The organism is Candidatus Viadribacter manganicus, from assembly GCF_001679665.1.
Taxonomy (GTDB): Bacteria; Pseudomonadota; Alphaproteobacteria; order Caulobacterales; family Aquidulcibacteraceae; genus Vitreimonas; species Vitreimonas manganica.
On record NZ_CP013244.1, the window covers coordinates 3,625,420 to 3,641,111 of the forward strand.

Consider the following 15,692-nt stretch of genomic DNA (forward strand, 5'->3'; position numbering starts at 1 on the left):
CGAACATGACGCTTTCGGATCTCTCCGTTCGCCGCCCCGTGCTGGCGACGGTCTTTTCGCTGATCATCATCGCCTTCGGCCTGATTGCGTTCACGCGTCTGCCTTTGCGCGAACTGCCCGATGTCGACCGTCCCGTTGTGTCCGTGAACGCCAGCTATCCCGGCGCCTCGGCCCAGGTCGTTGAAAATCAGATCACACGCGTTATCGAGGATCAGCTCTCGGGTATCGACGGCATCGACGTCATCAACTCCGCCAGCCGTGACGGCCGTTCCTCGATTAACATCGAGTTCACCCTGGATCGCGATCTCGAAGACGCGACGAACGACGTTCGAAACGCTGTCAGCCGCGCACGTGGCCAACTTCCTGCCGACATCGACGAACCCGTGATCCGCAAGGCGGACGCCGATTCCGACGCGATTATCTGGTTCAGCCTGCAATCGACCACGCTCGATCGCATGGCGCTCACGGATTACGCGGACCGTTACATCGTCGATCGCCTCGCCGTTCTAAACGGCGTCGCGAACGTCCAGATCGGCGGCGGCTTTCGGCGCGCACTACGCATCTGGCTCGATACCAACGCCATGGCTGCGCGCGGCATCACGGTTCAGGACGTAGAGAGCGCGCTGCGTTCGCAGAATATCGAACTTCCCGCTGGGTATGTGCAGAGCGAGGAGCGCGACTATCAAGTTCGCGTTGCGCGCGCGTTCGAGACACCCGAGCAGTTTCAACGTCTGCCGATTGCAGGCGCTGGCGGACCAGAGGACGCCGTCGTCCGTCTGGGGGACATCGCCCGCGTTGAAATTGAACCAGAAGAACGGCGTAGCATTTTCCGGGGCAACGGCGTCGAGCAGGTTGGCCTCGGTATTGTTCGTCAGTCGCGTTCGAATGCCTTGGATGTCGGTCGCGTCGTCAAGGAAGAGGTTGAGCGCCTTCGCTCGTCGCTGCCCGAGGGCACCGACATCGTCATCACCTACGATTCCACCGTTTTCATCGATCGCGCGATTGGCCGTGTCGGTCAAACGCTGTTGGAATCCACTGCACTCGTCATTCTCGTGATCTTTTTGTTCCTTGGATCGTGGCGGGCAGCGTTCATTCCGGCGGCCGTGATTCCGGTGTGTTTGATCGGCGCCTTCCTGATCCTCTTGATATTCGGGTTTTCGATAAATCTGTTGACCCTGCTCGCGTTGGTGCTCGCCATCGGACTTGTCGTCGACGACTCGATTGTCGTGCTCGAAAACGCGCAGCGGCGGGTGGATACGTTAGGCGAGCCGCCGTTGGTGGCCGCCGAACGCGGATCGCGCCAAGTGTTCTTCGCGATCGTCGCGACGTCCGCGGTGTTGGTGGCGGTGTTTTTGCCGCTGTTGTTTGTCGGCGGTTACGTCGGGCGCTTGTTCGTTGAGTTGGCGGTGACCATCGCCGGTGTCGTCGTGATCTCGGCGTTCGCTGCGCTCTCACTGTCGCCAATGATGTGCTCAAAGCTCATCAAGCCGGTGAAGAGCAGCACCCGATTGTCCCGTTTCGTAGACGGCGTGCTGGACGCCTTGCGCGCCTCGTATCGCGCGTCGCTGGAGGCGGCGATGCAGGCGAAGGCTTTGGTGTTCGTGGTGTTCGCCAGCGTTGTGATTCTCGGCGGCTACCTCTTCACCCAGCTTTCGTCAGAGCTCACGCCGCCGGAGGATCGCGGAAATCTGACGATCTTCGCCCAAGCGCCGGAAGGTGCGGGCTTCGAATATATGAGCCGCGTGATGAGCCAGGTTGAGGCCATCTTGCTCGAGTACGTGGAAAACGGCGAAGCGCAGCGCGTGATGGTGGTCGCCCCCGGGTTTGGCGATGCTGGCACGAACCGTTTCTCGTCCGGCCTAGCACGCGTCTTCTTGACCGATTGGGAGCACCGCCATCGCAGTGGCGCTGAGATCGAGACTGAGATGAATGCCCGCTTCGCGCAGATCCCTGGCGCTACGGTCCGCGCCCGTATGCAGAACCCCTTCCAGGGTGGTGGCGGAGGCGGTGGCGCTGATGGCGCTTCGATCGTGCTTCTAGGCTCGACTTACGAAAGCTTGGCGCTCGTGGCTGAGCGCGTCATGGACCGCATGCGCGAGAGCCCAAATTTCCAACGCCCACGCATGAACTATCAACCGACATCCCCACGTGTGCTTGTCGATATTGATCGCGAGCGCGCGGCGGCGCTCGGCGTTTCGGTGCAAGCGATCGGTCGTACGCTCGAAGCGACGATGGGCTCGCGCCGGGTAAATACCATCGCGGATCGCGGCGAGGAATATTACGTATACCTACAGGCCGAGCGTGACGAACGTTCGAACATTGCCGATCTGACCAACAAATATGTTCGCTCGGATCGAACCGGCGAGTTGGTTCCGCTGGCCACGCTCGTGAACGTAAACACCGTCGGTGATTCCGCTGAACGCCGGCGCATGAACCGCCAAGCGTCGGTCACGATCTCTGCCTCGATTGCCGGCGATTACGCGATCGGTGACGCGCTCAACGAGCTTGAGACACTGGCGCGCGCGGAAATCGGCAATGAGCCGATTACGATCGACTACACAGGCGCCGCGCGTCAGTACAAACAATCGACGGGCGCCATCGCCTTTGCCTTCGCATTCGCTCTGATCGTGGTCTTCCTGGTGTTGGCGGCGCAGTTCGAGAGCTTCGTCCACCCGATCGTGATCATGGTGTCGGTGCCGCTGGCGCTGACAGGGGGCCTTTTTGGGCTATTCTTGTTCAATGGCACGCTGAACATTTACAGCCAGATCGGCCTCATCATCCTTATTGCCCTCGCGGCCAAGAACGGCATTTTGATTGTCGAGTTCGCCAATCAGCTGCGCGATGAGGGGCGCAGCATCCGTGACGCCATCATTGAAGCGGCTGATTTGCGTATTCGGCCGGTGCTCATGACGTCGGTTGCAACTATCGTCGGCGCTATCCCACTCATACTCGGGCATGGCGCGGGCGCGGAGAGCCGTTTCACGATTGGCGTCGTGATTTTCTTCGGGCTTCTGGTCGCGACGATGCTAACGCTGTTCGTCGTGCCGATATTCTATGATCTGCTCGCGCGCTACACCAAGTCGCCGGAAGCAACCGCCAAGGAGATTGAAGCGTTCGAGCGCGGTGAAGCCACCGCGCGCCCGGCCGAGTGATTACTCGGACGCTTCGACCATCAGATAGGCGATGAGATCGCGGCGTTGCGTTTCATCGCGCACGCCTGCGAATGCCATGCGATTGCCAGGCAAGAATGTCTGCGGGTTCTGCAGCCAATGATCGAGATGATCGGCATCCCACACGAATGACGCGTCTTGCACGGCTTGCGAATAGGTGAAGCCCTGCGCCGTGCCGATCTCGCGCCCGAACACGCCGTGCAAGTTGGGGCCTACACGGTGCGGAGCGCCGGCGTCTATCACGTGACACGAGCGGCATTGAGCAAAGACCCGCCGGCCCGCTTCGTAATTGGCCTCGTTGTAAGGTGAAGCGAGCGCCGCGATCTTGGCTTGCTCTTCGTCATTGCTGGGCGCTGGAGGCGCGGCCGCTTGGGTCGTCGGGACGGGCTCGGACGTCGGTGGCGGTGGCGTTTCAGACGGCCCGCAGGCCGCGACTGTGAGCAACGCAACGAAAATAAGTCCGCGCATGTGAGTTCCCCGGAGTTTGAGAGCCAAACATTCGCGCCGCGTTGTGTGATCGCGCAACGGGGCGAACCGCCTCACCCGCAGGGGAAGCCGGAAACGCACACGGAAACAGCGCATTAGGCGCGGTGCCGCGTAAGGGACTCGAACCCCTGACCCCCTGATTACAAATCAGGAGGTTGCGGTCTTTCTGCAGTTTCCGTCGGTTGGCTGGATATGGCAAAAGCCAGATAAAGAATGGGTTATTTCGCATTGAGTGTTAGGCGCAATTGGCTGGCGTTGGCTGTGATTTGCCCTTAAGCTGTACCCGACATGTACCCGGAATGGCCGGGGGAGGATGTTTCGGGGGCGTTTTGACCAAGAAGGTCAACATCACGAACAGGCTGATCGAGCGGCTGACGCCACGGGCCGAGCGGTTCGACATTTTCGACGGCACCATCCGCGGCTTCCATCTGCGTGTGCATCCCAACGGTTCGATGACGTATCGTTTGAAGTACGTGGCCGATGGGCGCCAGCGGGCGATGACGATCGGGGAGCACGGCGCGCCCTGGACGGCCGATGCTGCCCGTACGCAGGCTGAAGTGCTCCGAGGCATCGTGAAGGCTGGCGGCGACCCGCTGGCCCGGGCTGAAGCGCTGAAGGCCGAGCGTATGGAGCAACGACGGCGCGCCATCACGGTCGCTCAGCTCATTGAGCGGTGGCTGGCAGACGGTCCGGAAGCGGCGCCCAACAAGCGCGCGGTTTCCTGGGAGCACGACGCTAGCCGCCTTCGTCGCCACATCGTCCCGTTACTTGGAAACATTCTGGCTGGCGATCTGCGTCGCGCCGACATTGAGAAGGCGCAACGGCAGATCCGCGATGGCGAGACAGCAACGCGTGAGAAGAGCGCCAAGAAGCGGGGGCTCGCAGTGGTGCGAGGCGGGCCAAGTATCGCGCGCGGAGCGATTGTCTCTCTGTCGAGCTGCTACGGCTGGGCGGTCGCGCAGGAGCTGGTCGACGCAAATCCCGTTACGAACGTTCAGAAGCTCGCTGCCGTAAAGCGAGAGCGGTTTCTCTCGGACAAGGAGACCGCGAAGCTGCTCGACACGCTGACGGCCATGCAGGACGAGCGCTCATTGTCGAAGGAACATGCCGACGTCATCCGGCTGCTGCTGCTCACGGGCGCGCGCAAGGCTGAGATTTCGGAGTTGGCCTGGTCGGAGGTCGATCTCGTTCATGGCGTGATCAAACTTCCGCCAGCGCGGTCGAAAACTGGAGAGAAGGCAATTCCACTCAACGCACCCGCTGCGGCTATTCTCGCGGAGCGAAGCGCTCAGAACGATCGGCTGGCAAAGAAAGGGCGTAGTCCCGTCGTTTTTCCTGCGCCGACTAATTCCAAGATGCCGGCGACCGGCCTGCAGAAGGCCTGGCAACGTGTCCGTACGCGCGCGAAGCTTGGAAACACACGCCTGCATGATCTGCGGCACAGCTACGCCAGTTTTGCCGTCGCGGGCGGCGCGAGCCTCGCGCTTATCGGCAAGGTGCTTGGGCACACGCAGGTAAGCACCACGCAGCGCTACGCGCATTTCGGAGCAGATCCCGGCAAGGAGCTAGCTGAGCGCGTCGGAAAGCGCATTCTCGGTACGCGGGAGCAGAAGAACGACAGCATAGTCAAACTTCGTCAGAAGGACGAAGCGAGCTAAAGTTTGGTTCGGCGGGATAGGGCGACGGCCCGACAAGCACGCTTTCCGCAGCGAGCTTCCCGCCGATCAACATGCGGATGCGTCATGCGGAGGCGCTGTGTTTACGGAACGCGAGATCGCGGAGATTGAGGCTGTTTGGCCCGAAAACGGTTGGCCTGGCGCGTCTGTATCAGACAAGCCATTCCTTGAGGTGGACGCGGTTTGGCTCCCAGACGCTATCAGCGCCGTGGAGCGGCTAATCTGGCAGAACATTGATGAGCCACTGCTAGCGCCCGGCGATCTGATCAGGGTCGTTCGCAGGCGTGCCGCGAAGTCGGCGGCAGAAAAGCTCTCGACAATGCGCGCAGGAATGCGGTCCGGCCGTTCGCTGACGTCGCATCAGCAAATGTCTGGCAACGCGGCGTCGCCCACGGCGGAAGGCGCCAAAGGCGTCGACGCGGAACTAGGCGTCGACGACGATCTCCTTGTCTCTACCTACGACCGGCTGCTGCTGGATCGTAAGTCTAAGCGAGCGCGTGTTTGTGCATTTATGCGTGCTGTGTTCGCCAATGACCGAGATTGGCGTGCGCCTGTTTGGGCGTTCAACGAGCGCGGCAACCTGTCTATCTCGTTGATCCGCTGGCGCGATGATCAGTTTTATCGTTGGGCCATGCGAACTGGTCGTTCGAACGCGTCGGAAGGGCCCCTATTCGTTAAACGCGCAGATCTGGACGCGCTCATGGGACGCTGTGTTGAAGGCGGGGACTTCGCGCAGATGCTGCCCGCATCTATCAGCATGAAAAGCGACCTGACGAACCGAGCGCCCAGCGATCTTCCAAGGCTTACTTCCGCACAGAACAAAGTCGTAGAGGCAGGCAAACGACGATGGCCCGATCGTAAGTTCCCGCCCGACATGAATGCGAAGAGCATCTGCAGCGCGATAGAGGCCGACCTAGGTTCAGAGTATCCAGACCGCAGCGTCGTCCGTGCGGCTTTCAAGTTGGACGGGTGGAACTGGCCGACGCGACCTCGGCGGTGACGGCCGCAAACAACTGATCTCACACAACTCTCAACGTCTCCCAAACTCCCATTTCACTCCCAAACTTTGATTGAGCAACATCGCTCCAACGTCGCCCACTTCGGGCTAACGGGAGCGAGAGATGCAGTCTCAAGACGAAGCAGGCAGCGAACCGCTGGCCTGGTCAGACGACTTCAAGATGCGACGCAAGGAGGCCTCCGCATTAGCTGCGGCGCTCGGCTATCCACTCGCGCCGGCCACGCTGGCAAAGATGGCCGTGCAGGGCGGTGGCCCTGAAATCGCGTATTTTGGGACAGTTCCGCTGTACGAAGTGGCCTCGTTCAAGGAGTGGCTGAACAGCCGCACCACGCGAGCGCGAAGCACAGCGGAATTGCGTCGAAATCTACAAGTCGAAGCCGCGGCGGCTTAGTGCGCCGCATTTCCACCCCCAGGACAGCGAAACGCGCCCGCTTTGCCCGCGAGCGCGTTCCGGCGCGTCATTTGCGCGCTGAATTGTTGTCGAGAGCAGCAGGACAACATGACGAACCTAACGAACGTAGCAGCACCCTTCAACCCTGAGGGTGATTGCCTTCCCGCCATCATTACCGGTGGCGGTGTGACCAACGCGAGTATTGCGAGTCTGCTAGCGGCGCTTAACAGCGCCGCGGCGCGGCGGTGCAAGAATCGGTGGGCGCGCCAACGCTTGCACATTGCCACGCAGGCGGCGCTAGACGCCGCGCACTGCTTGGAGCGCGCCGTAGTCGCGAGCGCAAGGGAGGCCAGCCATGGGTGAGCGCTCCACGCTAATTTACAACCTCACCGCCGAGCGTCTCCGTCGCAAGGCTGACGACGTGATCCATGAGGCCGAGACCACCGCAAGTCGCAATGCCCGTGAACGGCTGCGTGACGCGGCAGCACGCATGCTTGAAGCTGCCAACTATGTGGAGGCGGCCTATGGAGCGTAGCCGCCTCACGCTTGAAGACGTCCAGCGCTGCTATGGCGGCAAGATTCAGCGTCGCGGCAGTGACGTCTATTTGCAGATGCCCACGCCTAACCATAGCGGGCGCGATAACGGAACCACGGTGCGCATTCGCAGCGACGGCCGCGGTGTGGTCGCGCATTCTTGGAACGGAAGTTCGTTGGATACGCGCGATGAAATCCACCGCGCCATTGGCTTCGATCCCAGCAACGTCAAGCCGCTGTCCAACGCAGAAAAGCGCAAGCAGGCGGCGGTACGCATTAAGGAGCAAGCGGCGCAGGATGCTCGCAGGCTTCAGCAAGTTGCCCGCATGGTCGATAGGTCTGACGCGCCCGCAATCATGCGACGCTATCTCTTTGACGCGCGGGGGTTGCCCGTCTCGACTGTGGCTCTCGCGTGCGCATCTGGAGCGCTGCGCGACTATACGGACGAACAAGGGCGCGTGTCTGGCTTGGCGCTCGCGCATGACTCCAAAGGAGAATTGCGCGCGTGTCAGATGACGAAGCTGCAGCCCGATGGTTCAGGCAAGCGAGGCGATCCCGCGCGCCTGACCTTCGGGCCCTACAAGGGTTCGGCCTGCAAGCTATTTGCACAGACTGACGATGTTCTTGCTGTCGCTGAGGGCGTGGAGACGGCGCTAGCGTTCTACTCGCTTCGCAAGATCCCGACATGGGCAACGTTTGGGACGGTGAACCTCGCAGCATTCGAGCCGCCGGCCAAAGTGCGCAAACTCTTCATTGCCGCCGATGGCGACGCACCGGGCGAGGAAGCCGCGCAAGTGCTCTCCGATCGTCTGAAGCGTCGCGTTCGTTGCATAATCGTTCCTGCACCAAAGGGCCGCGATTGGCTTGACGTCCTCAACCTCGGGGGCGCGCCATGACGTTCGACACGGATTCTCCGCACGTTAACGGCCATGCGAATGGCCGCGCTATCGGCCACGATCACGGGATTGAGACACCGCCAGAGCGAGACAGCGGCGAGCCAGCGCGCCGCCCGCTCACGCTCGAATGGGCCGAACAAGTCGAACCGCAGGAGGGCGCCTGGCTGGTCAAGCGGCTCGTCCCCGCTTCCGGGCTGATGTGCATCTATGGCCCATCGCGTAGCGGCAAATCCTTTCTGGCTCTGGAGTGGTTCCTGCGCATCTCGCGCGGCGAGGACATTCTAGGCCATCGCACACGGCAAACCGGCGTCGCCTATGTTGGCGCTGAGGCGGCTAACGGTCTGCGCAAACGCATTCGCACCTGGATGCAGGAGAATGGCGAGGTTGACGAACTCCCGTTCGCACTGATCCCGCGCGGCGTCGATTTCTCGAGCCCGGATGCGCCTGACGTTGACGAATTGATTGAGCTGCTCCGCGAGGCGGCGATTGACTTTAAAGAGCGTGGGCGGGGCCTTGATGCACGTTTGGGCGTGGTCGTCGTTGACACGCTGGCGCGTGCAATGCCCGGCGCGGAGGAAAATAGCGGCGCCGATATGGGCGCGGCTTTGGCGGCGATGGAGAGGATAGGCGAGGCACTGGGCGTCTTGGTCGTCCTGATCCACCACACGGGCAAGGTGGCGAGCAACGGCGCGCGCGGGCACTCCAGCTTGTTCGCGGCGCTCGATACGGCTGTTGAGCTGACCCATGACGAGGACACCGGCGAACGGTCGCTGCGTCTCGCAAAGCAAAAGGATGACGAGGACGGCCGCCGGTGGGGCTTCCGTCTCAAATCCGCAATGATCGGCTCGGACACTGAGGGCGATCCCATCACGTCCTGCGTGGTCGAATACGTTGATGCGCCGCAGGCCAAGCGCCGCGACTCCAAGCAGGCCGCGTCGGAAGCAATCGCGCTGGAAGCCCTGCGGGCGGTGCTCTCAACTGATGGCCGCAAGGCCCCGGCGGGCGTCCCCGCAGCTGCTGGCGCCTACGTTGCGCCACTCCTGATGGTGCGTGATCGGGCCTACAAACTGGGCCTCTCACAAGAGGGCGAAACCACCGCAGCGAAGCGAACAAGATGGAATCGCGCGCTCGAGAATCTGAGTGCGAGAAAAATCGTCCGGGTCTGGAGGAACGACACTGATGGGGAGGGTTGGCTTTGGCTCGCTTAATCGCAATCAAATCAGAGAGCGAACAGAAAAACGAACAACGTTCGCGCGGTTCTTGTTCGCCTGTTCGTACCGTTTTGCGGCTGTTGGCGGGAGGGCGAACAAGCGAACAGGGGTCTTTAGACCTGTTCGCTTGTTCGCTCGCGCGCCGGGCACGATCGTTTTCAGCGATGGAGGCCGGCTAGATGGCTTCCCGATTTAACGCTGCGGTCAACGACGCCAGCGAGCCGCCTGACGACGCGGTAACGCTCCCCATGGGGGTCGATCGTAAGCCCGCTGTCTGCCGCATCGGCGGCACTGTGAGCGATGACCGCCGGATCATGCTGCAGGTCTCGCACGAGCCCGGGGCGCTCGCTTGCGTTCTCGGTGAGCGGAGCGACTGCGAGTTGGACAAGCCACCTCCGCCATTCTCGGCGCAGGCGCTCTATCAGATTTTTGCGGTCGCCATCGGAAGCCAGAAACTACCGGCCGGCAAAATCACTGGTCCCCCGGCGGATGCCGCAAACGCAATCCTGCAGGCGGCCAGCGCCTTCGAGCCGGCGAATGAGCTTGAGGGCATGATCGCAGTCCAGGCAGCGGCGCTGCATCACGTTACGATGGATTGTCTCGCTCGCGCGCAGTGTCAGCCGAACGTCGAGATTCGCGCCACCAACCTGAGCCAGGCCAACAAATGCGCGCGCACCTTCTCGGCTCTGATCGAAACGCTCAACCGCCACCGCGGGAAGACCACGACGCAGCGCGTCATAGTCGAAAACGTCACAGTGCAGGCCGGCGGCCAAGCCGTCGTTGGTGCGGTCACGGGGGTGGGGTCACAGGGAAAGCTGGGAGAACGAGGCTATGCGAACACGGAAACAAGCGATGGCGGCGCTGGAGATGGCGCACGCCTCCTCGCGCTGCCTTGCTCAAACTCGGAAGGGCTCGCTCTGCCAACAAGCGGCGGTGAGGGGCAAGAGTCGTTGCCGAATGCACGGCGGAGCGCCGGGAAGCGGCGCGCAGCCGGGGAACCGGAATGCACTGAAGCACGGCCACTACACCGCCGACGCAATCGCGGCGCGTCGAATGATCCGGCAACTGATCAACGCGTCGCGCGAACTGTTCGAGTGAAGGGAGCGGCATCATGAGGAACGTGTTCGACTTTGCCCATCAGCGTAGCGGGCATCATGTCAGAGTGAGGTTTACTATCCAAAGCAGAAGAAAGATTAGAAATGGGGCCGTCGAAAGGACGAGGATCGGGCGCAAAACTCGGTCGTTAATTAGTGAAAAGAAGGCGCTGAAATAGAATACCAACGGCCATCCCAGGATCACGATCGCAGCCGTAAGGAGTTCGTGATCCAGAGGGATTGGCCCTGGTTGGTGGGGTCGGAGGATCGAGAGCGATCTAGCGAACGCTGAATACTGCAAAACGCCGAGGGTCAGGTAATCCAGCGCAAAGCCGTCGAGAAAGCGAAGCGCAGGAATGAACGCCGCAACGTAGTGGAGCACGTTGTGTAGAGGATCACTGATGATCCGGTCCCAATAGGAAACGAGGAAACCGACAGGTCCGTGCCACTCGATCAATCCCGACAGCATGTCTGCGATACCGAGCGGGCCGCCAATGATGCCGATGGGCGCAGTAATAGTAAGTAGCCACCACCACAAGCTGCGTCGTGGTTCGGTGTCTTGCGCGGTTGCTGGTTCGGTAGTCACGACTTCCCTCATCGCTCTGAAAGTAACCGCGCTCCAGTGCCCTTGCCCTTGGTGAACTCGACGCCGTTAGCTTCGAAAGCTTCCCGCAGCGTCTCCTGGCGGACTGGTTCGCCGGCCTCTTAGCGCGACACATTACGCCGACATCGAGCTGTTCAGCTAGCTTCTTTGGCCTGGTGTGTGCGCACTGACCATGATGCAGCCTTGTCGCTCGCCGCACTGCGAGCACTTTAGCGAGGCGGCCATATCGCGGCTGTATGTCCCCAGCGGCCATCGCTTCAGCACGTCAGCCCAAAGCATCAAGACGCTATGACTACACGCGCCACAAGACAGGTTCAGCCCATGCGGCGCGTGCTCATCCACTAGCGGAATCCCGCGCTCTTTGTCGTTCCAATAGACCATGGTCGTCTCCCCAGACGACCCCACGCGGAGCGCTAAGTTGGCGCCGCATCTGGGTAGATCAAGCGTCTGCGTGGCGCCGGGTGCAAATTGACCGATGACGGCTCAACGGGGGACGTTCGTAACTTTGTGGCAACTGGGCAGCGTTTGGCCCTTTCGAGACGGTCGATCGCTCAGTCCCAGTTGAGGGAAAGGGAAGAAGGCTGTCGGAATTCGTGACCAGCCAGGCGCGTGGCGCTCGAACTCAGTCGTAAAGTCGGTGCGCGATCAAACAGAGCGTTGAGTGATACGCGCATTTCTTCCCGCGCCAAATGGCGGCCGAGGCAAAGATGCGGGCCTGTGGCGAAGCCCAGTTGCTTGCGCGCATTGGCGCGGTCGATGTTGAAGACGTCGCCGCCGGCGAAGACCGCTTCGTCGCGATTGGCGGAGGCCAGCATGCAGTTGACAGTGGTGCCAGCAGGAACGGAAACGTCACCGATGACGGCGTCGCGCAACGTATGCCGTGTCGCCGATTGGACCGGCGAAATCCAGCGCATGGTCTCGTCAAACGCGGCATCCAACAGCGCCCGATTGGCTATCACGCGCGACAGTGCTGCTGGATGCGCGAGCAACGCCCACAATGTATTGAGGATCACCGCTTCGACCGTAGATATGCCGCCAAACATGATGATCAGCGCGTTACGGCGAATTTCCGGATCAGAGAGGCTTTGATCCGTCTGCATCAGGAGTTGTTGCAGGAGACCAGGCCGTGGCTCGGCCCGGCAGGCCTCGATTTCATCTTGCATGCGGTCGTGAAAGGCGGCGACGCAGCGTTTCGCGCGGTCTCGAATCGCCGGGTCGTGCGCGTGATTGGAAAGCGCCGCTTCGAATGCATCGTACCACGTTCGCAAATGGGGTTCGATGTCTTCTGGTAACCCAAAAATGTCGAGCATCGTTAGGATCGGAAGTCGGGCGGCGAGACTGCTGCGCAATTCCGTGTGCCCGTCGATGATGAAGCCGTTGATCAACTGATCAACCCGACGAGTGATCTGGCTGAGCGCACTGGAGCGAACCGCTTGAGGCATGAACGCGCCGTTGAGGGCCGGGCCGCGGTAACGACGATGTAGTGCGCCGTCAGTAGTGAGCATATGCTCACCGAATACATCGAAGAGCAGAGAGGCCGATGTCCCTGTCACAAATGTATCTGAGTCAATCAGAACCGCGCGCACATCCTCATAACGCGTGACCCAGTACATATTTAGCGACGGAACCCACGCGACCGGCGCTTCCCGCCGTAGCGTGTCGTAAATCGGATAAGGATCGGCCGACAGCGCTTCGAGTGTGATCTCGATAGGCGCGACTTTGCGAGCGGCGCAGGCGTCGAAAGTCATTGCGCGCCCAAGGCTGTTGGAGCTCTGCTCATGTACGTCCAATTCTTGGGGGACTGCGGCGGGCGCTTACAATGGGGACAGGGGCGACAAGCATCTGGCCTTTCAGGTAAGCAATGGGGGCTTCAGGTGAAGTCTCCCTCGCATGGATGTCGCGGACGACGTCGAGGCCTTCGACCACGGCGGCGAACACCGGAAAACCCTGTCGATCGTCCTGGCGCGCGCCGCCGTGATCGAGTGCAGGCTCTTCACTGAGGCAGATAAAGAATGCGGAAGGGGTGACGCCGTCCGCGCTGCGGGCAAACGAGACCGCGCCTTCGATATGACGCAGCCCGCTCTCCGCGGTGGACTCGAACCGTCCCGTCAGAATCTCGATATCCCCTGGAAGTGGCCAGGTTTGCAGCACCTCTATTGAAGGTTGACCGTTGTCATTGTCGCGCCGCACCGCGCGCGCGAATGGCACGCCGTCGAGGCGCCCCGCATCGATATGAGCAAGAAAGGCGCGCGCGGCGCGGGGCGCTTTGCTCGCCAAGATGTCCAAGAGGATGTCGCCCGCCGGCGTCGACAGGCGCACCCGCACATCCGCTTCCGCGTTCAACCGATCCTCTTAATAGTCGTACGAGAGAGCAAGGCCGACCGTGCGCGGCTGCGGTCGCATCGGCACGAACAATCCGCCAAAGGCTGGATAGCTGACAGCGTTTTCGTCGAGGATGTTGTTGGCAAAGAGAGACAGTTTGAAGTTCTGCACGTCAATGCCGATTCGGCCGTTCAGATAGTCTTGGGTCTCGGCAAATGCAGGCGCGGGCAAGAGATTGCGCGGATAGACCTGCCAACCGTCGGTGTGTTGATAGTCAATTCGGGCGAACCCCGGGAGATCCGAACTCCAGTGGAAGTCGTAGTTCGCGGACGCGGAAAATGTGAATTGCGGGACGTAGTCTGCTGGATCGCCAGAGTGCCGCTCGCCGGTGGTCTTCTGGTAGGTCATGTCGTTATAGCCGCCCGAGACCGAGAGGGTCAGCGCATCGGTTACGCGCCAGCTCGCCGCCGCATCGACGCCAAATCCGGCGATATCGTTGCCATTGACCACATATTGGACGGGAAGTCCGGAGGCGAACTGCAGCGACTGAACGTCGGTCCAATTGTTATAGTAGACTGATAGCTCCGCATTGAAGCGGTGATCGGGAGAGCGATAGCGCCCGCCAACTTCATAACTCCAAAGCGTATCGGGATCGTAAGTGGGAGGCACGGTAACAAGACCGAGGCCCGCGGAGAGCCTATTGAAGCCGCCGCTGCGAAATCCCTTCGCGACGTTGAAGTACATCATCAACGTGTCGGACGGCGTCCACGCTAAATTGAAGCGCGGGCTGAAGGCCGAGAAGGTGGCTATGTTGGCGTCGGCGGAGGCTCCGCCAAAGGTTGCCGAGGCAACGTCCTGAGTGCGGCGGTCCTCGAAATAACGTCCGCCCAACGTCGCTGCGAGCGTTGGCGTAAATGCCCATGTACCTTCGCCAAACACTGCCCACGAGCGTGAGTCAGAGGGATTGGTTCCCTCGACGCTAATCAGATCGAAGGGCACGACATCCGGCGTGACAACGGCAAAAGAGTGGATCGAGGTCTGTGAGTCCCGATACATGCCGCCCACAGTCCAGCGCAGCGGGCCGTCACCATTGGAGGAGAGGCGCAGCTCCTGAGCGAAAATCTGGTTCGCGCTGGGCACATGATAAGCAATGCTTGAGACCGATCCCGGTGCGAAGCCAAAGCCAAATGGCGGCGGCGCTTCCAACGCCGGAATGAACGCCGGCGAAAGATCATATTGATTGACGTCCTTGCGGTCGAGCCAACCCGAGGAACTCAGGAGCGTCGCAAAACCCATGTCGTAGCTGACGTTGAGATTGGCGATATTGGCGCGGCTCGAGGTTGGCGTTGAAACGACGCTATTTGTGGTGCGATCCTCGTCGCTCAGATTAATCGAGCCGACATCGAGATCTTGATGCGAAAGTGTGAGCGACACGTCGAGCTGGGCGCTCGGTCGCCATAAGGCGCGCGCGCGAAACACATTGCTCTCGCCGGAGTTAGCGTCCTTGAGACCTAGGCTCGTGTTGTCGATCCAGCCGCCGTATTGCTGATGCGCTGCCGCAATGCGCACGCCGAACTGACCGGCGGCTATGGGAAGGTTGAGAACGCCTTGAACGCTGGCGTCCGTGCCGCCGTCGGTGATCATTCCGGTTTCCGCGGAGATGCTGCCGGACACGTTTTCGAGATCGGGCGTGCGGGTGATGTAACGGATCGTGCCGCCCATGGCGCCTTGGCCGTAAAGCGTGCCTTGCGGACCCCGGAGCACTTCGACACGCGCGACATCCAGAAGCCGGATATCGAGACCTGATTGCGCTGATTCACCGTTGAGCGGCAGATCGTCCATGTAGACGCCGACCGTCGACAGGCCGCTGAACACCGACGTGCCGCGCAGCTCCACTTGCTGTGTTCCAGGCGCCAATTCCGAGATGGAAAGGCCGGGCACGGAATATTGCAGGTCTTGCAAATCGCGTGAGCCGCGTTGGGCAATGTCTTGGCCGGTCACGGCGGTTACTGACATCGGCACTTCAAAAAGTGTTTCTTCACGCTTTTGCGCGGTGACGATGATCTCTTCTGGTGCCGCGGTTTCGCTCGCTGTCTGCGCCAGAACCGGCGCCGCCGGCAGCGCCAACGCAGCGCTCGTTGCCAAAAGTGCCCACTTAATCTTGTCCCCGAACTTCATGATCCTCACCCCTGGTCGTTGTTTTAATGCGATTTTTGGTGATATCTCCCCGATAAAACAAAACATGCGTTCGTTTTTTTATATTTGCAAGCGGTATTTCGCCGGGGTATGA

General features: G+C 61.0%; 12 protein-coding genes. 7 read left to right on the forward strand and 5 right to left on the reverse strand.

Translation table 11 applies throughout. The annotated features are described in order from the left end of the window. Positions 1–5 precede the first annotated feature (5 nt). Positions 6–3,152: an efflux RND transporter permease subunit gene (locus ATE48_RS18630; RefSeq protein WP_066774197.1), complete on the forward strand. Its 3,147-nt coding sequence runs from the start codon at positions 6–8 to the stop codon at positions 3,150–3,152. Here ATE48_RS18630 and ATE48_RS18635 read toward each other — a convergent pair whose 3' ends face one another. Next, on the reverse strand, positions 3,153–3,638 hold the full coding sequence (locus ATE48_RS18635; RefSeq protein WP_066774198.1) for a c-type cytochrome: 486 nt from the start codon (positions 3,636–3,638) through the stop codon (positions 3,153–3,155). A 347-nt stretch (positions 3,639–3,985) separates the two neighbouring features. On the opposite strand from ATE48_RS18635, the gene ATE48_RS18645 reads away from it, so the two are divergent. The 6 genes from ATE48_RS18645 to ATE48_RS20550 all read left to right on the forward strand — a co-directional run bounded on the left by ATE48_RS18645 (position 3,986) and on the right by ATE48_RS20550 (position 10,497). Further along, complete coding sequence (locus tag ATE48_RS18645; RefSeq protein WP_228126708.1) at positions 3,986–5,314, forward strand: tyrosine-type recombinase/integrase; 1,329 nt, start codon at positions 3,986–3,988, stop codon at positions 5,312–5,314. Positions 5,315–6,453: 1,139 nt separating this feature from the next. After that, a complete protein-coding gene (locus ATE48_RS18655; protein ID WP_066774202.1) occupies positions 6,454–6,741 on the forward strand; it encodes a hypothetical protein in 288 nt (95 codons plus the stop codon). 355 nt (positions 6,742–7,096) lie between these two features. Continuing rightward, positions 7,097–7,276 carry a hypothetical protein gene (locus ATE48_RS20170; RefSeq protein ID WP_066774204.1) on the forward strand — a complete coding sequence of 60 codons (180 nt, stop codon included), beginning with the start codon at positions 7,097–7,099 and terminating at the stop codon, positions 7,274–7,276. Further along, entirely contained in the window at positions 7,266–8,171 is a 906-nt protein-coding gene (locus tag ATE48_RS18670; protein ID WP_066774205.1) for a toprim domain-containing protein, read from the forward strand. Before ATE48_RS20170 ends, ATE48_RS18670 begins: the two co-directional genes overlap by 11 nt. Continuing rightward, positions 8,168–9,379: an AAA family ATPase gene (locus tag ATE48_RS18675; protein WP_066774207.1), complete on the forward strand. Its 1,212-nt coding sequence runs from the start codon at positions 8,168–8,170 to the stop codon at positions 9,377–9,379. The genes ATE48_RS18670 and ATE48_RS18675 overlap by 4 nt, the downstream gene beginning before the upstream one ends. Before the next feature lie 182 nt (positions 9,380–9,561). Next, positions 9,562–10,497 (forward strand): hypothetical protein, encoded by a 936-nt coding sequence (locus tag ATE48_RS20550; protein ID WP_066774210.1) that lies wholly within the window; start codon positions 9,562–9,564, stop codon positions 10,495–10,497. 37 nt (positions 10,498–10,534) lie between these two features. Here ATE48_RS20550 and ATE48_RS18685 read toward each other — a convergent pair whose 3' ends face one another. The 4 genes from ATE48_RS18685 to ATE48_RS18700 all read right to left on the reverse strand — a co-directional run bounded on the left by ATE48_RS18685 (position 10,535) and on the right by ATE48_RS18700 (position 15,580). Then, on the reverse strand, positions 10,535–11,062 hold the full coding sequence (locus ATE48_RS18685) for a hypothetical protein (protein WP_156767863.1): 528 nt from the start codon (positions 11,060–11,062) through the stop codon (positions 10,535–10,537). Positions 11,063–11,631: 569 nt separating this feature from the next. Further along, positions 11,632–12,693: a cytochrome P450 gene (locus tag ATE48_RS18690; protein ID WP_228126709.1), complete on the reverse strand. Its 1,062-nt coding sequence runs from the start codon at positions 12,691–12,693 to the stop codon at positions 11,632–11,634. A 163-nt stretch (positions 12,694–12,856) separates the two neighbouring features. Beyond that, positions 12,857–13,423 (reverse strand): peptidylprolyl isomerase, encoded by a 567-nt coding sequence (locus ATE48_RS18695; protein WP_083197470.1) that lies wholly within the window; start codon positions 13,421–13,423, stop codon positions 12,857–12,859. 9 nt (positions 13,424–13,432) lie between these two features. After that, positions 13,433–15,580 carry a TonB-dependent receptor gene (locus tag ATE48_RS18700; protein ID WP_066774215.1) on the reverse strand — a complete coding sequence of 716 codons (2,148 nt, stop codon included), beginning with the start codon at positions 15,578–15,580 and terminating at the stop codon, positions 13,433–13,435. Positions 15,581–15,692 lie beyond the last annotated feature (112 nt).